The organism is Streptomyces sp. NBC_00727 (assembly GCF_045161745.1).
GTDB lineage: Bacteria > Actinomycetota > Actinomycetes > Streptomycetales > Streptomycetaceae > Streptomyces.
The window spans coordinates 5,883,441-5,904,968 of the sequence record NZ_CP108981.1; the positions used below are offsets into that span (position 1 = coordinate 5,883,441).

The window sequence follows — 21,528 nt, forward strand, 5'->3', positions numbered from 1 at the left end:
GGCGGCTCTGAACTGCACACTCGCGTCTGGCGCGGCGGTGCGCAGGGCTGAACTGAAGCAAGAGGATCTCGGCGGTGCTGGGACTCTCAGCCCGCCGGACAGATGGCGCTGGACATGCGGCCGAGGTCGACGTGGCGTCGACTCACCAAGGCAATTCCAGTTCCGGACATGACGGAAGCGTGTCATGGGGATCTCGCGGCAGTCCACCACTATCCATGATGTGGACGAGACTGTCCCGCTGTACGAGACGATGTGGCGCCCGTCACGTGAGTGCCGGGCGCCGGGATGAAGCATAAAACCGGACAAGCGAGGGGATTTGCTATGGAAGCAGCTCTCGGCCGGAACCGGGCCAGGGGCCGGGGGTCGCCACCGGCTCCTCCAGCTCCGTGCGGGTGTCGAACAGCCGGAAGCCGCGCCGCAGGTAGTTGTCCATCGCGTGCGGGCCGTCCTTGGAGCAGGTGTGCAGCCACACCCGCTTCGTCGCCGGCCGCTCGGGCCACCGCTCGGCCAGGTCCCAGGCGCGGGCCGTCCCGTACGACAGCAGATGCCCGCCGATCCGGCGCCCCCGGAAAGCGGGGATCAGCCCGAAGTACATGACCTCGACGACGCCGTCGTCCTGCGGGTCCAGCTCGATGTAGCCGGCCGGGGTGCCGTTCGCGTACGCCACCCAGGTCTCCGCGCCCGGCCGGTCCAGGGCCTCCTGCCACTGCGCGTACGTCATCCCCAGCCGGTCCGTCCAGCGGACGTCACCGCCGACCGCCGTGTACAGGAACCGGCTGAACTCGGGCAGCGGCACCTCGGACCGCACGATCCGGACGTCCCCGTCCGGCACGGCGGACGGCCGCAGATCGTCGGGGGAGGTCTGCTCCAGGGACCAGACGGTCACCTCGTCGACGGCGGCACCTGCGGGGCGTACGGGGTTGCTCATGGCTGCCAGACAACCATGCCCCGCCGCCCGCACCCAAGCCGGGCCCCGCCCGCCGCCACCACCCGGACCTGCGCGGACACCCTTCGTTCAGGAGGCCCCGCGCCCCGCCACCACCACCGGCGCCTTCGAACGCGGCAGCAGATCGGCCGGGTGCTCCGGGCGGACCACCTCCACCTCCACGCCCTCGCCGAAGCGGTACGGGCGGTGCGCCAGCACCTCGGCGAGATGGCGCCGCAGCCGCGATATCTCGGCCCGGACCGTCACCGTCCTGGTCGAGTCGCCGAACAGGTCCTGCGCCAGCTCGGAGGCCGTACGCCCCTCCCGGTGCACCGCCAGCGCGTACAACAGCTCGGCGTGGCGCGGCGAGAGCCGCTGGGTCCAGGTGCCCACCGGACTCACCACGTTCACCGCGAGCGCGCGCGGCCGGCTCAGGTCCAGCACCACCCGGCGCGGCGGGCTGTCCATCGCCCCGTCCGCCACCTGCACCAGCCAGCCGCCCGGCAGCGGCTCCACCCGGCACATCCCCAGCGACGGCAGCCACACCCGGCCCGGCCCCAGCGACTTCGGCAGCGGGAGCCGGTCCACGGGGGGCATCCCCGTCACCGCCGCCGTCCAGCCGTGGCCGTCCACCGCCAGCGCCCGGCCGCCCAGCCGGCCCAGGACCGGCGCGGCCACCGCGCGCAGCCGGTCGACCGCCTCCAGATGCCGCACCCGGATCTCGCTCTCCGCGAGCCGGGCCACCGACCGCACCAGGGCCAGCGTCGTCGGGTGGAAGGTGGACGCCGGTCCGCTGATGTCGACGATCCCCATCAGCCGGCCGTCCCTGGGGTCGCGGACCGGCGCCGCCGCACACGTCCAGCCGTGCAGGGTGCGCACGAAGTGCTCCGCCGAGTGCACCTGCACCGGGGCGCGCGAGGCCAGCGCCGTGCCGATCGCGTTGGTTCCGGTGATCTCCTCGGACCACGCCGCGCCCTCCGCGAGGCAGATGTCGTCGGCCCGGCGCAGCACCCCCGTGTTGCCCTCGCGCCACAGCACCCGGCCCTCGACGTCGGTGACCACCATGATCTGCTGCGAGGCGTCCGCGATGCTCGTCAGGCCGTCGCTCAGCAGCGGCATCACCTCGCCCAGCGTGGAGCTGCGGCGCCGGTGCTCGATCTCGTCCGTCTCCAGCAGCGCGCTGTGCGTCGTCTGCTCGGGATCGAGGCCGCTGCGCAGCACCCGGTCCCAGGAGGCGCCGATCTCCGCCCGGGGCACGGCGGGCATGCGGTCGCCCGCCATCCGCGCCTCCCGCGCCCGGTGCACCAGGCGCCTGGCCTGCGCGGTCTCCTGGGCGGCCAGCCGCATCACATCGACCGGAGTCGTCTCCACGCCGGTTCCCCCTCCCCCGATGCCCGGCCCGGTCCGCGGGCCGCGCCCCATCCTGCCGCCCCCCGGGCCACGAAACCGCAACTCCACACAATGGTTGCAACCCTCTGCAACTCTGGCGAGGGCCCCGGGCCCGTACAAGAGTGGCGGTACACCGCACCGCGGGGCTCCGGCCCTCACGTCCGGTGGGTACAGCATGGGGGGTGGTGCCGTGTCGGCGCAGCACCACCCCCCGTCGCTGCCCGGTCAGGAAGCAACCGGCCGGGCCCGGGCCACGACCGACGCCAGATCCAGGGTGTGCGGCAGGGTTCCGAACGCCGCGCCCCCGTCCCCGCCCAGGCGCGAAGCGCAGAAGGCGTCGGCCACCTCGGCCGGCGCCCAGCGCACCAGCAGCGAGCCCTGGAGCACCAGCGCGACGCGCTCCACGACCCGGCGCGCCCGCGCCTCGATCCCCGCCAGATCGGCCAGCTCCGTCAGCAGGCCCTTGATCGCCGCGTCCAGCCGGTGGTCCGCGCCCCGGGCCAGGCCGACCTCCCGGAGGAACGCGTTCAGCGCGAGCGGTTCGCGTTGCAGCACCCGCAGCACGTCCAGCGCCTGTACGTTCCCGGAGCCCTCCCAGATCGAGTTGAGCGGCGCCTCGCGCAGCAGCCGGGGCATCCCCGACTCCTCCACGTAACCGTTGCCGCCCAGACACTCCAGCGCCTCGCCCACCAGCGGCGTGCACCGCTTGGTCACCCAGTACTTCGCCGCCGGCACCGCGATCCGCAGGAACGCCGACTCGCTCTCGCCCCCGTCGTCGTACGCCGCCGCCAGCCGCATCGCCAGCACGGTCGCCGCCTCCGACTCCAGCGCCAGATCGGCCAGCACGTTGCGCATCAGCGGCTTGTCCACGAGCGGGCCGCCGAAGGCGGACCGGTGCGTCGTGTGGTGGACCGCCTGCGCCACCGCCTGCCGCATCAGCGCCGCCGAGCCGGTCACGCAGTCCAGCCGGGTCGCCGCCACCATCCCCATGATCGTGCGGACGCCCCGCCCCTCCTCGCCGATCCGGCGCGCCCACGTCCCGTCGAACTCGACCTCCGCCGAGGCGTTCGACCGGTTGCCCAGCTTGTCCTTGAGCCGCTGGATCGCGAAGGGGTTGCGGGAGCCGTCCGGCAGGACCCGGGGCAGCAGGAAGCAGGTGAGACCTCCGGGGGCCTGCGCGAGGACCAGGAAACCGTCGGACATCGGCGCCGAGCAGAACCACTTGTGCCCGGTCAGCGCGTACTCGCCGTCGCCGGACAGCGGCTCGGCGCGCGTGGTGTTCGCCCGCACGTCCGAGCCGCCCTGCTTCTCCGTCATGCCCATCCCCAGCAGCGCCCCCGCCTTCCGCCCGGGCGGCCGCAGCCCCTCCTCGTACACCCGCGAGGTCAGCAGAGGCTCCCACTCGGCGGCCACCTCCGGCTCGGCGCGCAGGGCCGGCACCGCCGCGTGCGTCATCGAGAGCGGGCAGCCGTGCCCGGCCTCGGCCTGCGTCCAGACCAGGAAACCGGCGGCCCGGCGCACATGCCCGCCCGGCCGGTCCCAGGCGTCGGTGAGGCCCGCGCCGACGGCGTGACCGAGCAGCCGGTGCCAGGCGGGGTGGAACTCCACCTCGTCGACGCGGTGTCCGTAGCGGTCGTGGGTGCGCAGCTTCGGCGGGTTCTCGTTGGCCTGAGTGCCCCAGGACGCCGCCTGCGCGGAGCCGGCCGACCGGCCGAGCGCGGCCAGCCCCTCTCTCGCCTCGTCCAGCACCTCGGGCGGAAGGTGACGTTCCACGGCTTCGCCGAGCACCCGGTCCGCGCCGAAGACGTCATGGCCGAGCAGGGGAGGGGGCTGGTCGGACACGGTGTGGGAGGTGGCTGCCATGCCGATACGGTAAGGACGTGCAGGCAGCAAATGAAACACCCGAGCGGCCACCGGGCCGGCTCCACCGGGCCCGAGTGCTCTATCGCAACGTCTCCAAGCGGCAACTCGCCTGGCAGTTGCTCAAGGACACGGTCAACTCGTGCATGGAGTACCGCATCCTGGGACTCGCCGCCGAGGCGGCGTTCTTCACCCTGCTGTCCCTGCCCCCGCTGCTGCTCGGCCTGATCGGCCTGCTCGGTTACGTCGACGAGTGGACGAGCACCACCACGGTCGCCTCCATCGAGCGCAACATCCTCAGCGCGGCCCACACCGTGCTCTCGGAACGCGGCGTCAACGAGTTCGCCAAGCCGCTGCTCGCCGACGTCACGACCGGCGCCCGGCCCGACGTGATCTCCATCGGTTTCGCGATCGCCCTGTGGTCCGGCTCCCGCGCGGTCAACGTCTTCATCGACACGATCACCGTCATGTACGGGCTCGACGGGCAGCGCGGCATAGTCAAGACCCGGATGCTGGCCTTCCTGCTGTACGTGGTGGCGCTGCTGCTCGGCGCGGTGGTGCTGCCGCTGCTCGTGGTCGGGCCCGACCGGGTCGTGGAGTTCATACCGTGGGGCACCGAGGTCATAAGCGTCCTGTACTGGCCGCTCGTGATCCTGCTCTCCGTAGCCTTCCTGACCACCCTTTACCACGTGTCCGTGCCGGTGCGCTCGCCGTGGATAGAGGACATGCCGGGCGCCCTGGTGGCGCTGGGGATGTGGGTGGTGGGCAGCTTCCTGCTCCGGATCTACCTGACCAGTACGGTCGAGGGCCCCACGATCTACGGATCGCTGGCCGCCCCCATCGCGGTACTGCTGTGGATCGGCATCTCCGCCTTCGCGGTGCTGGTCGGCGCCGCCGTCAACGCGGCCATCGACCGGGTCTGGCCCTCCGTCGCCACGGCCGCCGCCCGTGCCGCCAACGACCGGGTGCGCGCCGCCCAGGCCGCCGAGTTCGTGGCCCGCACCCAGGCGGAGAGCTGGCACGGCGGCCCGCTCGACGACGAGGACGACGACGAGGACGACGGAGACGAGGGCGACAGCCCGTACATGCCCTCCGAGTTCCCCGAGCGCTGGTCCCGGTTCCTGCCCCCGGACGACGTGAAGTCCCGGCTCCAGAAGCCCGGCCGCGAGAAGGACACGGACCGGGCGAACCCGTACGACGAGTGAGCCCTCAGCCGGTGGTCGCCGGGCTCTGCGACCCCGGCGACCAGGACAGCTTCACCGTCAGGTGGCCCTCCAGGGCGCTCTTCGCGATCACCGCGCCCGCCTCCGAGGTGATCTTCACGCCGAACTCCAGCTCCACCCCGTCCGGCTGCAGCCTCCCGTCCCGGAACACGGCGAGCGCGGACTCGGCCGCCGAACGGATGCCCTCCAGCGCGCTGTCGAAGGTGCGCCCCGCCCGCGCCAGGGCGTGCTGCCCGTCCCGCGACACCAGTTGCGCCCCGGGGGCGTGCCGGTCGACCTCCACCGTCACCGTCGCCCCGTTGTCCGTGGTGAACTCCATCAGTGACGCCATGACCGCCCCCGTAGCCGATTACGTTCGCTGCCGTATCCGTGGACGAGACTAGTGGCATGGGCGACAGCTACGAAGAGCGCGCGTCGCGACTGGACGGCGCGCGGGTGTGGACCCTGACCGTGGAGCCGGGCACGGCCCATCCGGTGCTGCCCGACGGCTGCATGGACCTGCTCTGGAGCGGTGAGCGCCTCCTCGTCGCCGGGCCGGACACCCGCACCGCGCCCGCCACCGGCGCCGGCGGCAGCTGGGCCGGAATCCGCTTCGCCCCGGGCGCCGCCCCCGCCCTGCTGGGCGTGCGCGCCCACGAACTGCGCGATCTCCGGGTGCCGCTCGCCGCGCTGTGGCCCGGCGCCCGGGTCCGCCGCCTCACCGAACGCGTCGCCGAAGCGGCCGACCCGGCCGCGGCCCTGGAGGACATCGCCCTGGACCGGGGGGCCCGCACCGAGCCCCCGGACCCGGTGATGCGCGCGGTCGCCGCGCGGCTGGAGGCGGGCGCCGGCGTCGCGGAGGCGGCCCGGAGCGCCGGGCTCGGTCCCCGCCAGCTGCACCGCCGCTCCCTGAACGCCTTCGGCTACGGGCCCAAGACCCTCGCCCGGGTGCTGCGCCTCCAGCGGGCCCTGGCCCTCGTACGCTCGGGGCTGCCGTACGCCGACGCGGCAATCGAGGCGGGCTGCGCCGACCAGGCCCATCTGGCACGGGACATGCGCGACCTGGCCGGCACCACCCTGACCGCGTACTTCGGCCGTTCCCAGGCCGTTCCTAGGCGTCGGAGGGCGCGAACAGCGAGACCGCGCAGCCGTCCGGGTCGAGCACGACGGCGTACCGCTGGCCCCAGTCCGCGTCCCACGGCTTCAGGTGGCCCCGGTGGCCGGCGCCGGTCAGCTCCCCGTACACCGCGTCGACCTCGGCCGGGCTGTCGCACAGGAAGGCCAGCCCGAGCCGGTCCTCGCCGGACGGCGGGGTGAAGCCGGGGTCGAGGGAGCGGGCCCCGCCCGCCGTCTTGTACGAATCGGTCACCGCGCCCCGAGCACGTCCGCCGGCGACGTCCCCGGGTCCGTCAGCGCCAGCCCCAGTGCCGCGCGTTCCGTGACCCAGCGCGTCGGGCGGTGACGCGGGTCGCCGGTCGTCGCGTGCAGCGCCCGGTGCAGCTCCAGCATGCGGGCCGCGCCGATCCGGTCGCCCCAGGCCAGCGGGCCCACCGGGTAGCCGAGCCCCGTCGTGACGGCCACGTCGATGTCGGCCGGGGCGGCGAGCGCGCGCTCCGCGATGGACGCGGCGACCGACACGATGGAGGCGAGCAGCCGCTGAGCGACCGAGCCCGCCGTGTCCCGGACCACCGACACCGCGAACGGCTCCTCGCCGTCCGCCGCCCGCGCCAGCACCGCGCGGGCGTCGCGCCCCGCCGCCCCGTCCGCCGCCGGGGTCACCGCGAGCACGCGTCGGCGCCCGGCCGCCCGCAGCGGGTCCACGCCGAAGGTGCGCCCGGCGGGCAGCCCGTGCGCGGCGACCGCCGAGGCGACGGCCGTGCCCCACACCGGGACCAGGACCACCGCCTCGCCCGACGGCCGCTCCCCGTTCTCCACGGCGGCGCCCGCCGCGGCCAGCGCCTCGCGGAGCGCGGTCGCGTCGGCCTCCCGCGCGGGGTCCGGCGCGAAGACGTGCACCGGGCGGTCCGCGTCCCCGGTGACCGCCTGCTCCGGCGCGGGTCCGGTGGCCTCGGGGCCGTACGCGTACCAGCCGCGTCCGGTCTTGCGGCCGTGCAGCCCGGCCGCCACCCGGTTCGGGGTGAGGAAGGAGGGGCGGAGCCGGTCCTCGTAGCGGAAGCCCTCCCAGATGGAGTCGATGACGGCGGCGGTCACATCGAGCCCGGTGAGGTCCATCAGCTCGAACGGGCCCATCCGCAGCCCCAGTACGTCCCGTGCGATCCGGTCGATGTCCGCGGGCTCGGCGACGCCCTCCTCAAGCAGCGCGAGCGCCTCCGTCACCAGGCCGCGCCCGGCGTGGTTGACCAGGAAGCCCGGCGTGTCCGCGACCGTCACCGCGCGGTGACCGCAGCCCTCCACGAGCGAGGTCAGCAGCGGCGGGATCTCCGGCCGGGTCGCCGCGCCGGGCACCACCTCCACGATCCGCATCAGCGGCACCGGGTTGAAGAAGTGCAGCCCCGCCAGGCGTGTCGGGTCCTTCAGCGCGGCGGCGATCCGGGTCACCGACAGCGAGGAGGTGTTGGTGGCGAACACGGCGGAGGCGGGCAGCGCCCGCTCCAGGCGGCCGAACACCTCGGCCTTCGTCGCCAGGTCCTCGCGCACCGCCTCGATCACCAGATCCACGTCCGGGCCCGCCGCCCACGGGTCGTCCAGCGGAACCAGCCGCTCCACCGCCGCCTGCGCGTCCGCCGCCGGCATCCGCCCCTTCGCCACGGCCCGCTCCAGCATGGACCGTACAAACGAGACCGCGTCCGCCACCGCCTCGGCCCGTACGTCGCACAGCTCGACGGTGTGTCCGGCCGCGGCCGCCCACTGGGCGATGCCGCGGCCCATGGCTCCGGCGCCGACGATCCTGATACGCATGCGGGTCACGGTCCTCTCGATGGGGCGCGGGCCGGGTGCCCGCACCGCCGACGCTTCCAGCGGCCATTGATCGCCGTCCAATACCGAATTAGGCTCAGACCCGGACGCCGGACGAATCAATCATGCGGGCGGACCCGGGGGAGGGGACGGCATGGAGCTGCGCCACCTCTCCGCGTTCCTCGCCGTGGCGGAGGAACTGCACTTCGGCCGCGCCGCCAAGCGGCTCCAGATGGCGCAGCCGCCGCTGAGCCAGCAGATCCGCCGCCTGGAGAAGGAACTCGGCGTCCAGCTCTTCGAACGCAACACCCGCTCGGTGCGGCTCACCAGCGCGGGGGAGTCCTTCCTCCAGCCGGTGCGGACCGTGCTGGACGACCTGGACACGGCGGTACGGGCCGCGCGCGCGGCCGGACAGGGCGCGTACGGGCGGGTCCGCATCGGCTTCGCGGGCGCCTCCAGCCACGAGACCCTGCCGCTGCTCACCCGGGCGGTGCGGGCCGCCCACCCGGGAATCGAGCTGGTCATGACCGGCCAGACCTACGCCAACGTGGCGCTCGCCCGGGTCGCGGACGGCTCGCTCGACCTCGGGTTCGTCCGGCTGCCGGTGACGCAGCCGGGCGTGAGCTGCCGGGTGATCGACGAGGAGGTGCTGGTCTGCGCGCTGCCCGTCGACCATCCGCTCGCCGCCCGTCCGGAGATCCCGCTCGACGCGCTGGCCGGGGAGCCGTTCGTCGCGTTCCCCGCCAACACCGGCTCCACCGTGCGCGACGCGATGACCGCGGCGTGCGAGGCGGCCGGGTTCAACCCGCGCGTGGTGCAGGAGGCGCCGGACTCGTACACCATTCTGGCGCTGGTCGCGGCGGGCGTCGGGGTCACGCTGACCGTCACCTCCGTCCAGCACATCCAGCTCGGCGGCCTCGTCTACCGCCCGCTCGCCGGGCCGCCGATCAGACGGCAGGCGGCGCTCGCCTGGCGGACGGACAACCCCTCGGCCGCCCTGCACGCCGTGCTCGCCGTCGCGGAGCGGGCGCTGCCCACGCCGTCCGGCCCCGTCACCCGTCCCGGCCCGCGCCGAGGAAGGCGAGCAGACTGACCGCCGCCGGGCGCGCGTCACCGACGGCGGACCGGTGCAGGTCCCGCACGGTCCGCACCACGGCCCGGGTCACCACGTCGACGCCGGCCTTCCGCTCGAACCAGTGCCAGTCGCCGTGGGCGTTCATCTCCAGGAAGACCGGCTCGCCCCGGTCCCGCCCCCGCAGGAAGTCGAACGCCCCGTAGACGGCACCGGTCTCCCGGGCGATGGCACGTGCGGCCGAGGCCACGGCGGCCGGGGGCCGGACCTGACGGACCACCACCTCGTCCGGGCGCGTCCAGATGTCCTCGGGACGCTCCTTGGCCACCTCGAAGGCGTGCAGCTCGTCCCCGGCGAGGTAGACCCGGTACTCGGTGTCGTGCTCCACGTACTCCTGGAGCATCACCGGTGTGCCGCGCGGCAGGCCGGGCAGTCCGGCGAGCCGGACCCGGTCGACGACCCGCGGCAGGTGCCAGTCGAGCCGGCCCGGCTCCGGCTCCACGTAATGCCGGTCGAGGACCTTGAGCACGTACCGCTCGGCCGGGAGGAGCCCTGCCGCGTCCGCCGGGTCGGTGGTGACCAGTCCGCGCGGTACGCGCACCCCGAGCGCCCGGGCCAGGTCCCGCTGCACCAGCTGCCCCGGATCGGCGGCGCCGATGGCGGCCGGGGAGGCGGCGGCCAGCTGCCGGGCCAGCGCGGTCCACGCGTCCCGGTACACCATCCGCCCGCCGGCCGGGCCGGCCGGGAGCGCGGCGCGCAGCGAGAAGTGCCGCAGCCAGGTCACCGTCGGGGCGAACCGGTGCCCGTCCAGGGCCAGTACACCGTCCGGCCCGTGCACCGCCCGGACCTCAGCCAGGCGGTCCGCGTCGAGCCGGTGCACGGGCACCCCGATCCGGCGCAGCAGCTCCGACGCCTCGGTCGCCTCCCCGTCGCCCCGCCTGGTGAGCAGCAGGACGCACCGCTCAGCCATGGGTCGGTGCCAGCAGCGACTCCGCCATCTCCAGGAGCCGCAGGGCCTTGTCGGAACGGTTGCCGGGATCGGCGGCGCGCAGCCGGGTGAGCAGTTCGAGGCCGATGGCGGCCTGGTCGGCCAGCAACCCGAGGAGTTCGACGTCCGCCATCTCCCGCACGCCGTCGGCGCCCCGGTCCAGCACCTCCAGGACGCCGACGCACTCGTCGTCGCCGAACAGCGGCGCGGCCATGATGCTGTCGGGCACGTACCCGGTGGAGGCGGCGGCCTCGCCCGAGAAGTGCCGCGACTCGCGCAGGTCGTCGACGAGCATCGACTGACCGGACGCGGCGACCCAGCCCGCGATGCCGGTCCCCGCCGGGAACCGCGTACCGACGAGCTGCCCGTCGCCCTCACCGGCCACGGCCTCGAAGACGAGGTCACCGGTCGCCGGGTCGATCAGGAAGACCGAGGAGGCCGCCGCGCCGAAGACATGGCGCGCGACTTCCACGATGGACTGCAGCAGGCGGCGCTCCACGGGCGTCGCGGCGTCAACAGGTTTCGTCATGCGCACCTCCAAGTCGACCGGTGGTGTTCCCGGCGCAGAGGAACAGCACCGTCTTCAGCTGGAACGGCGTGAGCCAGGGGTGCTTGCCGAGGATCAGCGCGCACAGGCCCGAGATGTGCGGCGCGGCGAAGCTGTTGCCGGTCGAGCGGATGGTCCCGCCACCGGGCCACGCCACGGGCACGCGTACACCGCGCGCGTGGAACTCCACGGGCGGCGCGGGGTTGTAGTAGTACGTCATCGGGTCGTCCTCGTCGTGGCTCGCGACGGAGATCACCGAGGAGAACGACCAGGGATAGCTGGGCACCGGCCGGTTGTGCGCCGAGACGACGAGCGCGCACCGGCGGAAGTAGGCCCGGTCCGCGAGCTCGTGGAGCTGCGCGGTCAGGGCGGGCCGGGTCGTCGCCAGGCTCAGGTTGATGACGTCGAAGTTCTGCTCGATGGCCCAGGAGAGCCCGGCGATCAGGGCAGGGCCGCTGCCCGTCTTGCCGTCGGTCAGCACCTGGGCGGACGAGACCGAGACCCCCGGTGCGACGGACCGGATCACCCCGGCGCAGGCGGTGCCGTGTCCGGCACGGTCGGTGGGCTCGCACGGCACCATCTCCACCTCGCCGTCCTCGTCCGGGACGGCCGTCACGGCGAGGTCGACCGGGCCGGCCATCGGATGGCCGCCCTCGACCCCGCTGTCCACGACGCACACCCGGACCCCGGAACCGTCGGCCCCGCCCCACGCCCACTCCGGCGAGACCGAGTCCATGGGGATCGACGCGAACCCCTCATGAGCCTGCGCCCTCGTCGCGCCCCAGGCCGGCACGCCCGGAGTGTAGGGCCGCGAGGGCCGTCTCCAGGGTGGATCGCTCATCGGTCCTCCTCCGGTCCCGCCGTGCTCCAGGCCCGTACCGTCCGGGCGGGGAGCACCGCCTCCTTCGCCGTCAGGGCGTCCAGCGCCCGCCCGGCGGCGTGCCGGGCCCGCTCCGGTTCACCGGCGGCGTCCAGCACTCTGGCCGCCTCGAACCAGACGTCACCGATGAGGCACGGGTCGTCGGTGCCGTCCAGGGCGGCGACGGCCCGCCCGGCGTCCCCGACCGCGTCCCCGTACGCCCCGGCCCGCGCCCGCACCCGCGCCCGCAGCGCCAGCCGGACGGCCCGGGTACGGGTCTCCTCCGGCCGGTCCGCGGGCGGGTCGGCCAGCTCGGCCGCGTCCGGACCGGGGCCGTCCCCGGCGCAGAACCGCTCCCGGGCCGCGTACAGGCGCAAGGTGGCCGCGGTCCGCGTCTGCCCCAGGGCGGCGAGCCCGTCCGCCGCCGCCCCGTAATGGCCGGCGGCCGTCAGGTGCGCCCCGGCCAGGGACTCGACGAACCCCGCCGTCTGGCCGGCGGCGAGCGTGCCGAGGGCCAGCGCCAGGTCGTCGCAGTGGACACGGACCAGCGCGATGTCCTCGCGGGCCGCGTCCACCCGGTCCGAGAGGGCTAGATGCCGGGCCCGGGCCAGGAGCACCGGCACGAGCAGGCTCCGGTCGCCGTCGAACCGCCGGACCAGTTCCTCGCAGAGCGCGATGGCCTGGGTGAGCGGGGTCGGTGACCACTGCGTCAGCTCACAGATCGACGCGAGGATGCGGTTGCCCTCGTAGGTGTCGCCGAGCCCGCGCGCCCGGGAGAGCGCGTCGCGCATGGAGCCCTCCGCCGCGCCGACCCGGCCCTCCGCGAAGCTCCGCAGCGAGGACAGCTGGTGCAGCCTGCACCAGCTCAGGTCGTCCGCCGGCCCGGGCACGGCGGGCCCGCCGCCGGGCGCGTACGCGGCGCCGGCGGGCTCCGGTCCCCCCGAGCGCAGGGCGATCAGCTGCCGCAGGATGGCGCAGGTGTCCCGGGTCGGGGCGTCGTCCCCGTTCCGGCGCTCCGCCTCCGCCACGGCCCGCCGCGCGCTGTCCCAACGGCCCAGCGCGGCATACGCGTCGGTGATGCGGGCGGCGAGCACCCGGTGCTGGGGGTCGCCGTCCGGGGTGAGGGCGCGCCCGCGTTCCATCAGCGAGACGGCGGCGGGCAGGTCGCGGCGGTGCAGCGCCCCGTACCCCGTGGCCACCAGGGCGCGGGCCGCGCGCCCGGTCAGCGCGGGCAGCCCGGGGTCGCCCGGATCGGCCTCGGACCGCAGCCGGCACGCGGACTCCAGGTGGTGGGCGAGGTCCCCCTCCGCGGCGGGGCCCGGCGCCCCGCCTTCGAGCCGGTCCGCGAGCACGGTGTGCCAGGTGGCGCGCCGGGCCTTGGAGGTCATCTCGTACAGGGTGTCCCGGGCCAGCGCGCGGGTGAACCGGTAGGTGCCGGGCGGGCCGTACGGGTGGACCACCCGGGAGCGCAGCAGCCGGCCCAGGGCGTCGTCGAGGACCCCGTCCGCCAGTGCCGGCTCGTCCTCGGCGAGCGCGCGCACGTCCGCGGCGGTGAACGACCCGCCCACCCCCGCCGCGCGCTCCAGCACGGCCCGGTCGGTGGCCGGCAGCCGGTCCAGCCAGGCCGTCAGCAGGACCCGGATCGACGTGGGAACGCCCTGGTCCACGGCCCGGTGGCCGGCCAGGTTCTCCAGGAGCAGTTCGGCGAAGAGCGGATTGCCGTCGCACTCCCGCACCACCCGGGCCAGGTCGTCGGTGGTGACCGCCTCCTGCGCGGCCACTTCCGCCCGGTCCGCGAGCAGTTCCACCAGCCGCTCGGTCTGCGCGGGCGGCAGCGCGTCGAGGCGCAGGGCGAGGTCCCCGGCCGGCACCGCGGCACCCGTCTCGGCGCGCGCCACGCGGATGATCAGCAGGGGGGTGTCCCGGGCGCCTTCGGCGAGATCGGCGACCATGCCGGAGAGGGTCGGCTGCGCCCACTGGAAGTCCTCCAGGACCAGGACCACCGGGGCGTCGCGGCCCAGGGCCTCCAGGAGCCGCCGGAACGCCCACCCGATCTCGTCGACGCTCACCGGCAGCCCGCTCCCGGTGCGGATGCCCAGGGCGACGGCGAGGGCGGTGACGGCGCGGTCCGCGCCCGGGCGCAGCGTCTCCAGTGCCCGTTGCGCCTGTTCCCAGCCGCCGGGCAGCGACCAGACCGCCTCGGCCAGCGGGCGGTGGGCGAGCCCGGCACCGAACGCCTGGCAGCCGGCCCGCAGGACGACGGCGTCCTCCCCGACGCGGTCCAGGAACTCCCGTACCAGGCGCGACTTCCCGATGCCCGGGGGACCGGCGACCGTGACCGGGCGGCTGCGGCGCTCGTCCCGGGTCTCCGCGAACTCGGCCCATAGGACGCGCAGTTCGCCTTCGCGCCCGACGAGCGGCACCAGGTCCTCGCGGCTCGCCGCGTCGAGGACGGACAACACCCGCCGGGCGGCGACCGGTTCGCGCTTGCCCTTCACCCGCAGCGGGGCGACGGCCTCCATGCGGACCCGGCCGCCCACCAGCCCGGCCGTCTCCTCACCGATCAGGATCTCGTGCGGCTCGGCGTGCGACTGGAGGCGGGCGGCGGTGTGCACGACATCCCCGACCACCCTGGCCGCGCCGCCGAGCGCCCCCGCCACCACGGCCTCTCCCGAGGCGATCCCGCAGTGGATGTCCAGCCGCACCCCGGGACCGGTCGCGATGGCCGCCACGGACTCGCGTACGGCGCACGCCGCCCGGACCGCGTGCAGCGCGTCGTCCTCGTGGGTGACGAACGCCCCGAAGACGGCCATCACGGCGTCGCCGATGAACTTCTCGACCACGCCGCCGTGTTCGGCGACCGCCGTGGTGCAGGCCCGGTAGTACCGGTCCATCGTGCGCCGCAGCGCCTCGGGGTCGAGGGTCTCGGCCAGCACGGTCGAGCCGACGAGGTCGATGAAGACCGCCGTGACGATTCTGCGGCTGTCCGATGACGGCGCCCCCGCGACCACCGGTGTGCCGCACTCGGGGCAGAACCGTGCTCCGTCCGGCACCGTGGCACGGCAACCGCCGCACCGCGCGCCGCCGTTCACAGGAGCTTGATGTCCTGTCCCTCCACCTCACCGGACACCGCTTCCAGCCGCTCCTTGACGGAGTTCAGCACCCGGACCTCGTGCTCGCTGAGCCCCGAGAGGACCGAGCGCTGCTCGACCGCCAGCAGGTCCACCGGGTGGCCGGCCTCACGTAGTGCGTGCAGGGCGTCGAAGGTCATGGCTACCGGTACCTCGTTCCCGTAGTGCGGCCAGTCGAGCGTGACGCCCGCCGGTCCGATGGAGCACTCCGCGACCGCTGCCGCGAGGGCGCCGATGGTCTCGGGAGCCTCCTGCCGCTTGCGCTCGTCGGCGGGCAGCGGCGGCCATATCCCCTGGACCAGAACGCCCTGGGCGTACAGCCGCGCAATCATTTCCGTACGGTTCGACGCGCCCGTTCTTCGGAGCATGTTGCATAAGTGGGCCGCCACCGTGTGAGGGCTGATGCAGAGAGCTTCGGCGATATCCCGGTTCGAGGAGCCGGCGGCCACGAGCGAAGCGATGAGAATCTCACGCCTGGTCAAACCCTTTACCCCCATTGTGGTGAGCGAAGCACGGGCCGGCAGGGGAAATACCTCACTCCCGGGGGTCAGAGTAGCTGCGGGGCATGTTCCGGACAAGAACGCCTTGAGCGGGATCACAGGCCCACCGGATTCATAGTCGATCGGGGGATATGAAGCCGGGGGGCGCCGGAGCAGCCTTGCCGTTGCACCAGCCCGTGACCGTCTCCATGAAGGAGTGACCCATGTCGCAAGCACCCCTCGACGCGCTGCGCAGCGCCGGCACCCCGGTCGACCTGCTGTCGGACTCCGAGCGCGAGATCTTCAACGGCCTCAGCCCGGACGAGGTCGCGGTCCTTGGCTCGATCCAGGCCCGGCTCAACGCGGTGTCGGCCGCGGTCGAGGGCCAGGTGAACGACAACCAGGTCAACGTCCTCTGCTGATTCCAGCCCCGGCGGGTCCGGCGGTCGCGGCCGCCGGACCCGCCCGCGAGGACGCACCGGACCGCCGTGTGCCCGGACACCCAGTGGGAGCGTGATGATGGACCAAGTCAGCAGATACCTGGTGCTCAGCGACCGCGCGTACGCCGACACCGGCGGCGTCCCGGTACGGCTCGCCTACGGCACCCGCACCGCGAGCACCGTGGCGGTGGACCTCCCCACCGCGCGGGCACTGGAGGCCGGTGACGCCGCGGCGATCTCCCCGGCCTGGACCGGCGCCCTGCGCGCGGCGCGGCTGCTCGTGCCGGCCGGCGAGGACGAGCTGTCCGCCGTGCTCGACCGCAACCGGCAGGCGTCCGCGGACCGTTCGGCGGTGCACATCGCCCTGCTGCCGACCTCCTACTGCAACATGGGCTGCGCCTACTGCGGCCAGGAGCACACCCGGGGCGGCCTCTCCCGCGACCACCGCAGCCGGGTGCGCGACCGCGTGCTGCGCGCCGTGACCGCCCCGGAGACCCGCAGCGCCCGCATCGACTGGTTCGGGGCCGAGCCGATGATGGGCTACGCGGTCATCCGCGACCTCGCCCCCCGCTTCGTCGCCGCCGCCGCCGAGCACGGGGTCGCCTACTCCTCGGTGATCGTCACCAACGGCTCCCTCCTCACCCCCGCGAAAATCAACACGCTCATCCGCTCCTGCGGGGTCACCCATTTCGAGATCACGATCGACGGACCGCCGGATATACACAATGAACACCGGCCGCTGAAAAGCGGACGAGGATCTTTCTGGAACATCGTGCGCGCCGTGCGTTCCGTACTCGACGAACCGGATCTCGGCCCCACCCATTTCTCGTTCCGGACGAATGTCGATGTGCACAACCAGGACTCCGTCCCCCGCTATGTCGAGCTGATGGCGGAGCTGGGCTTCAGCCACCCACGCGTGTCCTTCTCGATCGCTCCGGTCCACTCGTGGGGAAACGACGTAACGGCGATCGAGGTGTCCAAGTACGAGTTCGCCGAACGCGAGACGGGGTGGCTCAGGCTGCTCTCCGAGCACGGGCTGCACACCCAGCTGCTGCCGACCACCGCGCGGAAGGTCCTCTGCCCCGCCACGACCCGCTCGTCCGAGATCATCAGCAGCACCGGCAACATCTTCTCGTGCAGCGAGTACCCCCTCGTCCCCGAGGCCGAGCGCACCCTCGCGCTGACGCACATCGACCGGGCGGGTACCGAACCGGTCCGGCCGCTGGGCCCCTTCGACGGCTGGAACGACCAGATCGCCGAGGGCGCCACCTGGTGCAAGAGCTGCGTCTTCATGCCCACCTGCGGCGGCTCCTGCCCCAAGGCATGGCAGGAAGGCCATCCGCCCTGCCCCGGCTACAAGTACAACGTCCAGGACAGGCTCGATCTCATCGCCGCCCAGTGCGGCCTGCGCGATGTGGCCGGTGAGCCCGCCGGAGCCCGTTGATGACGGCGCGGACCGGCCCGGACGCCCCGCGCCGGCTGCTCATCGGAGTGTGCGGCTCCGGCAACGTACTGGCCGTTCCGCAGTACCTCATGGCTCTGCGCACCGGCCTGGGAACCGGCGTCGAGATCCGTATGGCCATGACCCGCTCCGCCGCCGCGCTCATTCCGGCCGCGACCATGCGGCTGCTGTGCCGGGACGTGTACTGCGACGGCGAGGACGAACTGACGACCGGTCATGTCGCCCCCGCCGTCTGGGCGGACCGCTTCGTCGTCCTGCCCGCCACCGCCAACATGCTCGGCCAGGCCGCCAACGGACTCGCCTCCGGACTCCTCAGCTCCGCACTGCTCGCCCATGAACGCCCGGTGGTGTTCTTTCCGAGCATGAACAGCCTAATGTGGGAGCGCCCCGCCGTCCGCCGCAACGTGGACCGACTGCGCGCGGACGGGCATGCCGTCGTGGACCCGGTGCCCGCCGCCGGATGGCAGATCGCCGCGGGCGACGTACGCAAGAACCTCGGGCTGCCGCCGCCCGCCACCGTGACGGCGGTGATCGGCGAGTTCCTTGACATGCCGGTCGGCCCGCTCGGGGGCTGAGCACACCATCCAGCACAAGGGGGAGACGTGGCAGCAGCCGGACACCGGCTCCGTACGGCACTGGCGGGCGGACCCATGTCGGTGCGCGGCTTCCGGCTGCTGCTCGCCGGGCAGCTCTCCTCCACGGTCGGCGACTACTGCTACGCCGTCGCGCTGCCCTGGCTGATCCTCTCCGGCGACGGCGGCCCGGTCCTGCTCGGCACGGTCCTGGCCTGCTACGGCATCCCCCGCGTCGTCACCATTCCGCTGGGCGGGGTGGTGGCCGACCGGATCGGCGGCCGGCGGGTCATGCTCATAGCCGACCTGGTGCGCGCCGCGGCCGTCGGCACCCTCGCGGTGCTCGCCTCGGCCGGAACACCGACACTGGGTCAGCTCGCCCCCATAGCCGTCGTGTTGGGCGCCTGCTCCGGCATGTTCATCCCCGCCTCGTACACCCTCCTGCCCGCCCTGCTGCGCAAGGAGGACCTCGGCCGGGGCAACGCCCTGTCGACCATGGTCAACCAGGTGGGCGGACTCCTCGGACCCACCGCGGGCGGCGCCCTGGTGGCCGCCTTCGACGCGGGTCCGGCGCTCACGGTCGACGCCGCGTCCTTCCTCGTGTCGGCGCTGGTCCTCGCCCGAATACGCACCGGCGCGGACGCGCCGGAACAAGACGGGCCCGTCGCCACCGACGAGACCCCGGTCCGCAAGACGTCCTTCCGTGAACTGCTGCGCCACGGAAGGCTGCTGCACATCGTGCTGGTGGTGGCCCTCGTCTGCAACCTGGGCTTCAACGGCACGATCGAGGTGGCGCTGCCCGAACTGGCCCATCAGGGCATGGGCGCCACCGGCTACGGAATCCTGCTCACCTGCCTGAGCCTGGGCGGTCTGGCCGGCTCCCTGGTCGCCGCCCGCAGCCGTCCGGTGGAGTCGCCCGCCTATCTGTTCGCCACGCTCGCGGTCGTCATGGGCATCGCCCTGGGCGCCGTCCCGTACGCCGGGGGCCTGACCGGTGCCGCGGTGTGCGTGTGCGTCTACGCCCTGGCCAGCGGCTGGCAGAACATCGTCGTGGTGACGATGCTCCAGGTCTGGGCGCCGTCCGCGCTCATCGGCCGGGTCATGAGCCTGGTCATGCTGGCCGTCATGGGCACCTTCCCGATCTCCGTCGCGGTGGCCGGCTTCGGAGTCCGCCACCTTGGCGCGGCCCCCTTCTTCCCGGTGGCGGGCGGGGCCATCGCCCTCACCGTGCTGGGCGCACTCACCCAGCGGGTGTTCCGCGACCACCGCGCCGACACCGAATACGCCCCGCCGGCGCCCGTACCCGCCGCGGCCACGGCCGCCGGGCCCGCACCCGGCGTGCCGGCCGCCCGCTCCACACATCCAGGGCAGGACGACAGTCAGGAGTCGCAGCGATGAGCGTGTTCGTCCCGTTGGGCATGCCGCGGTTCGAGGGCGGACCGGACCACGGCCCGCGGCCGGGCCGGGGCACCGGCAACACCGCGTACCTGCTGGTCAATCCGCCGGTGACCGACCCGACGACCGCCTACCACTCGATCCCGTACCTCGTGGGCGCCGCCAGGGCGGCCGGCCACACCGAGTACGCCTGCGTGGACGCCAATCTCGACGCCTTCACCCACCTCGCCGACCCCTTACGCTTCGGCGCCACGCTCGCGGCCGCCCGCACCCTGCGCGCCGAGATCGAGGCCAGGTCCGCCGCCCCCCGCCGCCACGACGAGATCCGCTACCGGCAGGCCCTGGCCGCCGAGGGCCTGACCGCGACATCGGCGCGCGACGCGATCCGCGTGTTCCAGGACCCCGAGCTCTTCTACCACCCCCCGACCTACGCCCAGGCGGTCGCGGTGACGAGCCGGTGGTGGGAGCTCATCGCCCTCGAGATGCCGCCCGGCGCGGCGGACGGCTTCTCGATGCGGGTGAAGTCCGCCGTCAACCTGTGCAGCACGGCGGACCTGTCCGACCCCGGGGTCCCGGCGGCCGTGGCCCGACCCTTCGAGGGCTACTTCGCCGACGAGTTCGTCCCGAAGCTGCGCGAACGCCCCTGGGCGGTGGTGGGACTCTCCGTCAACTACACCAGTCAGCTGCCCGTCGCCCTCAGGATGGCCCGCCTGATCCGGAGCGTACTGCCCGACACGGTGATCGTCTTCGGCGGCACCGAGGTCGGCGACGTGGTCAAGTACGCCTCGGACCCGGCGGCCGCGTGGCGGGTCTTCCAGGACGCCGACCTGATCGTTCCGGGCGAGGGCGAGAGCGCCCTCATCGGCATCCTCGACGCGGTCGGGAACGGCGCGGTCCGGGGCGGTGACGCCTTCGAGGGCATCGGCGGCGTGATGACCAGGAAACGGCCGGACCCCGTCATCGCGTACAGCAGCGTGGACACGCTCGACTCCCCGGCGTACGACGTGTGGGACTGGGACCGGTACTGGGCGCCCGAACCGGTGATCCTCTACAGCCCGACCCGGGGGTGCTACTGGAACAAGTGCACCTTCTGCGACTACGGCCTCAACACCGACCGGCCGACCTCGCCCTCGCGCGAACGCCCCGTCGCCGCCGTCCTTGAGGACCTGCGGGAGGTGAGCCGTTACGGCAGGACCCTCTACTTCGCGGTGGACGCCATGTCCCCGCGCTATCTGCGCACCCTCGCCGCCGCCCTCGCCGAATCCTCCCTGGACCTGCGGTGGTCCGCCGAACTGCGGCTGGAGCGGACGTTTCCCGAGCGCGCCGTCGGTGAACTCCTCGCGGCCTCCGGCTGCGTCGCGGTCTCCTTCGGCTACGAGTCGGGCAGCCAGCGGGTCCTCGACCTCATCGACAAGGGGGTGAAGATCGACGCCGTCCCGGACGTCCTGGCCGAGCTGGCGCGCAACGGCATCGCCGCGCAGATGATGGGCTTCACCGGCTTCCCCACCGAGACCCGGGACGAGGCGCTCGCGACGTACGAGTTCCTCCAGGACCACGAGAAGCTGTGGACGACCGCGGGCATCGGCCTGTTCGCGCTGACCCCCGGCTCCATCGTCGCCAAGGACCCCGGCCGGTTCGGCGTCGACCTCCTGCCGACCTCCGCCTCCGACGACATCCGGCGCTATGTGCCCTGGCGCGACCGCGCGTCCGGTGAGGTGCACTGGCCGGAGTCCGAGGACCCCCGCGTCCCGCGCGAACACAGCGCCGGCTTCCGCAGGACCAGCTTCGACCGCCCCTTCGTCGGCGGCATCGACGCCGCGCACACCCTGCTCTACCACGCCCGCTTCGGCCGGGGACTGATGCCCGAGGCCCCCGAGGGCCCCGGGCGCGACGAAGAACCCCGCGTCCGCCTGGTCGAGGAGCCGGTGGTGACCATCCCGTTCGCCTCCATCGAGGGGCTGACCGGTGTCGACGACCTGATGGCGCAGGTCAGCCGTCGCAGCCGGGAGCACCTGGACACCACATCCGGCGGCTACGGGGAATGGCTTGACGGGACCGGCACCGCCCGCCCCGGCTCCTGCGGGGTCCTCGTACTCGCCCACGGCGACCTCGTGGAGGTGCCCGCAGGCGTGGACTTCACCGCGGACAACGCCCTCACCCGCGCCCTGCGCCTGATGCTCTCGACGCAGGCCCGCGCCTGAGGCCGTCCGCGGTGGCCGGGCCGGCCGATTGAGACGCCGGGCGTCTCGATCCCAGGGAAACTGGGTATTGGACCGGCTCGGTCGCCGGGT

At 73.8% G+C, this 21,528-nt stretch carries 18 protein-coding genes and 3 pseudogenes; 8 read left to right on the forward strand and 13 right to left on the reverse strand.

Going from position 1 to position 21,528, the window contains the following annotated elements; translation table 11 throughout:
• Positions 1–86: 86 nt before the first annotated feature.
• The 4 genes from OG242_RS26625 to OG242_RS26640 form a co-directional block, all read right to left on the reverse strand.
• Positions 87–170, reverse strand: coding sequence for a putative leader peptide (locus tag OG242_RS26625; RefSeq protein WP_309500612.1), 84 nt, complete (start codon positions 168–170; stop codon positions 87–89).
• A gap of 149 nt (positions 171–319) precedes the next feature.
• Complete coding sequence (locus tag OG242_RS26630; RefSeq protein ID WP_405900548.1) at positions 320–928, reverse strand: GNAT family N-acetyltransferase; 609 nt, start codon at positions 926–928, stop codon at positions 320–322.
• 87 nt (positions 929–1,015) lie between these two features.
• Positions 1,016–2,272 (reverse strand): GAF domain-containing protein, encoded by a 1,257-nt coding sequence (locus OG242_RS26635; RefSeq protein WP_405901733.1) that lies wholly within the window; start codon positions 2,270–2,272, stop codon positions 1,016–1,018.
• A gap of 267 nt (positions 2,273–2,539) precedes the next feature.
• A complete protein-coding gene (locus tag OG242_RS26640; RefSeq protein WP_405900549.1) occupies positions 2,540–4,177 on the reverse strand; it encodes an acyl-CoA dehydrogenase family protein in 1,638 nt (545 codons plus the stop codon).
• Between the two features lie 74 nt (positions 4,178–4,251).
• Here OG242_RS26640 and OG242_RS26645 point away from each other — a divergent pair, with 74 nt between their 5' ends.
• Positions 4,252–5,379, forward strand: coding sequence for a YihY/virulence factor BrkB family protein (locus OG242_RS26645; protein WP_405901734.1), 1,128 nt, complete (start codon positions 4,252–4,254; stop codon positions 5,377–5,379).
• A gap of 4 nt (positions 5,380–5,383) precedes the next feature.
• Here the strand turns inward: OG242_RS26645 and OG242_RS26650 are convergent, their stop codons facing one another.
• Entirely contained in the window at positions 5,384–5,728 is a 345-nt protein-coding gene (locus tag OG242_RS26650) for a CU044_2847 family protein (RefSeq protein ID WP_405900550.1), read from the reverse strand.
• Between the two features lie 161 nt (positions 5,729–5,889).
• On the opposite strand from OG242_RS26650, the pseudogene OG242_RS26655 reads away from it, so the two are divergent.
• Positions 5,890–6,408, forward strand: a pseudogene (locus OG242_RS26655) (helix-turn-helix domain-containing protein); the annotation flags it as partial.
• 79 nt (positions 6,409–6,487) lie between these two features.
• On the opposite strand, the pseudogene OG242_RS26660 reads toward OG242_RS26655, so the two are convergent.
• Both OG242_RS26660 and OG242_RS26665 read right to left on the reverse strand, forming a co-directional pair.
• Positions 6,488–6,712: pseudogene (locus OG242_RS26660) on the reverse strand (VOC family protein); the annotation flags it as partial.
• Between the two features lie 29 nt (positions 6,713–6,741).
• Entirely contained in the window at positions 6,742–8,295 is a 1,554-nt protein-coding gene (locus tag OG242_RS26665; protein WP_405900551.1) for a 3-hydroxyacyl-CoA dehydrogenase, read from the reverse strand.
• Between the two features lie 151 nt (positions 8,296–8,446).
• On the opposite strand from OG242_RS26665, the gene OG242_RS26670 reads away from it, so the two are divergent.
• On the forward strand, positions 8,447–9,385 hold the full coding sequence (locus tag OG242_RS26670) for a LysR family transcriptional regulator (protein WP_405900552.1): 939 nt from the start codon (positions 8,447–8,449) through the stop codon (positions 9,383–9,385).
• Here the strand turns inward: OG242_RS26670 and OG242_RS26675 are convergent.
• From OG242_RS26675 to OG242_RS26700, 6 genes and pseudogenes are all read right to left on the reverse strand, one after another.
• Complete coding sequence (locus tag OG242_RS26675) at positions 9,345–10,334, reverse strand: hypothetical protein (RefSeq protein ID WP_405900553.1); 990 nt, start codon at positions 10,332–10,334, stop codon at positions 9,345–9,347. The genes OG242_RS26670 and OG242_RS26675 overlap by 41 nt on opposite strands.
• Complete coding sequence (locus tag OG242_RS26680; RefSeq protein WP_405901735.1) at positions 10,327–10,851, reverse strand: GAF domain-containing protein; 525 nt, start codon at positions 10,849–10,851, stop codon at positions 10,327–10,329. The genes OG242_RS26675 and OG242_RS26680 overlap by 8 nt, the downstream gene beginning before the upstream one ends.
• Before the next feature lie 13 nt (positions 10,852–10,864).
• Positions 10,865–11,692 carry a S8 family serine peptidase gene (locus OG242_RS26685; protein ID WP_405900554.1) on the reverse strand — a complete coding sequence of 276 codons (828 nt, stop codon included), beginning with the start codon at positions 11,690–11,692 and terminating at the stop codon, positions 10,865–10,867.
• 44 nt (positions 11,693–11,736) lie between these two features.
• A complete protein-coding gene (locus OG242_RS26690; RefSeq protein WP_405900555.1) occupies positions 11,737–14,811 on the reverse strand; it encodes an AAA family ATPase in 3,075 nt (1,024 codons plus the stop codon).
• Between the two features lie 35 nt (positions 14,812–14,846).
• Positions 14,847–15,221 carry an aroma-sacti cluster domain-containing protein gene (locus OG242_RS26695; RefSeq protein WP_405901736.1) on the reverse strand — a complete coding sequence of 125 codons (375 nt, stop codon included), beginning with the start codon at positions 15,219–15,221 and terminating at the stop codon, positions 14,847–14,849.
• A 6-nt stretch (positions 15,222–15,227) separates the two neighbouring features.
• Positions 15,228–15,386, reverse strand: a pseudogene (locus tag OG242_RS26700) (helix-turn-helix transcriptional regulator); the annotation flags it as partial.
• Between the two features lie 206 nt (positions 15,387–15,592).
• Here OG242_RS26700 and OG242_RS26705 point away from each other — a divergent pair.
• The 5 genes from OG242_RS26705 (at position 15,593) to OG242_RS26725 (ending at position 21,438) form a co-directional block, all read left to right on the forward strand.
• Complete coding sequence (locus OG242_RS26705) at positions 15,593–15,790, forward strand: aroma-sacti cluster domain-containing protein (RefSeq protein ID WP_018100617.1); 198 nt, start codon at positions 15,593–15,595, stop codon at positions 15,788–15,790.
• Between the two features lie 94 nt (positions 15,791–15,884).
• Complete coding sequence (locus OG242_RS26710; protein WP_405900556.1) at positions 15,885–17,252, forward strand: radical SAM protein; 1,368 nt, start codon at positions 15,885–15,887, stop codon at positions 17,250–17,252.
• The gene (locus OG242_RS26715; protein WP_405900557.1) at positions 17,252–17,845 is read left to right on the forward strand and encodes a flavoprotein; all 594 of its coding nucleotides are present in this window, start codon (positions 17,252–17,254) and stop codon (positions 17,843–17,845) included. The genes OG242_RS26710 and OG242_RS26715 overlap by 1 nt, the downstream gene beginning before the upstream one ends.
• Positions 17,846–17,872: 27 nt before the next feature.
• The gene (locus OG242_RS26720; RefSeq protein ID WP_405900558.1) at positions 17,873–19,240 is read left to right on the forward strand and encodes an MFS transporter; all 1,368 of its coding nucleotides are present in this window, start codon (positions 17,873–17,875) and stop codon (positions 19,238–19,240) included.
• Entirely contained in the window at positions 19,237–21,438 is a 2,202-nt protein-coding gene (locus OG242_RS26725; protein WP_405900559.1) for a B12-binding domain-containing radical SAM protein, read from the forward strand. The genes OG242_RS26720 and OG242_RS26725 overlap by 4 nt, the downstream gene beginning before the upstream one ends.
• Positions 21,439–21,528 lie beyond the last annotated feature (90 nt).

Coding starts and splice junctions, on each gene's coding strand:
- OG242_RS26710 (WP_405900556.1), top strand. CDS start 15,885: ATGATGGACCAAGTCAGCAGATACCTGGTGCTCAGCGACCGCGCGTAC.
- OG242_RS26675 (WP_405900553.1), bottom strand. CDS start 10,334: ATGGCTGAGCGGTGCGTCCTGCTGCTCACCAGGCGGGGCGACGGGGAG.
- OG242_RS26625 (WP_309500612.1), bottom strand. CDS start 170: ATGTCCGGAACTGGAATTGCCTTGGTGAGTCGACGCCACGTCGACCTC.
- OG242_RS26695 (WP_405901736.1), bottom strand. CDS start 15,221: ATGATTGCGCGGCTGTACGCCCAGGGCGTTCTGGTCCAGGGGATATGG.
- OG242_RS26665 (WP_405900551.1), bottom strand. CDS start 8,295: ATGCGTATCAGGATCGTCGGCGCCGGAGCCATGGGCCGCGGCATCGCC.
- OG242_RS26705 (WP_018100617.1), top strand. CDS start 15,593: ATGTCGCAAGCACCCCTCGACGCGCTGCGCAGCGCCGGCACCCCGGTC.
- OG242_RS26640 (WP_405900549.1), bottom strand. CDS start 4,177: ATGGCAGCCACCTCCCACACCGTGTCCGACCAGCCCCCTCCCCTGCTC.
- OG242_RS26725 (WP_405900559.1), top strand. CDS start 19,237: ATGAGCGTGTTCGTCCCGTTGGGCATGCCGCGGTTCGAGGGCGGACCG.
- OG242_RS26635 (WP_405901733.1), bottom strand. CDS start 2,272: ATGCGGCTGGCCGCCCAGGAGACCGCGCAGGCCAGGCGCCTGGTGCAC.
- OG242_RS26630 (WP_405900548.1), bottom strand. CDS start 928: ATGAGCAACCCCGTACGCCCCGCAGGTGCCGCCGTCGACGAGGTGACC.
- OG242_RS26670 (WP_405900552.1), top strand. CDS start 8,447: ATGGAGCTGCGCCACCTCTCCGCGTTCCTCGCCGTGGCGGAGGAACTG.
- OG242_RS26650 (WP_405900550.1), bottom strand. CDS start 5,728: ATGGCGTCACTGATGGAGTTCACCACGGACAACGGGGCGACGGTGACG.
- OG242_RS26715 (WP_405900557.1), top strand. CDS start 17,252: ATGACGGCGCGGACCGGCCCGGACGCCCCGCGCCGGCTGCTCATCGGA.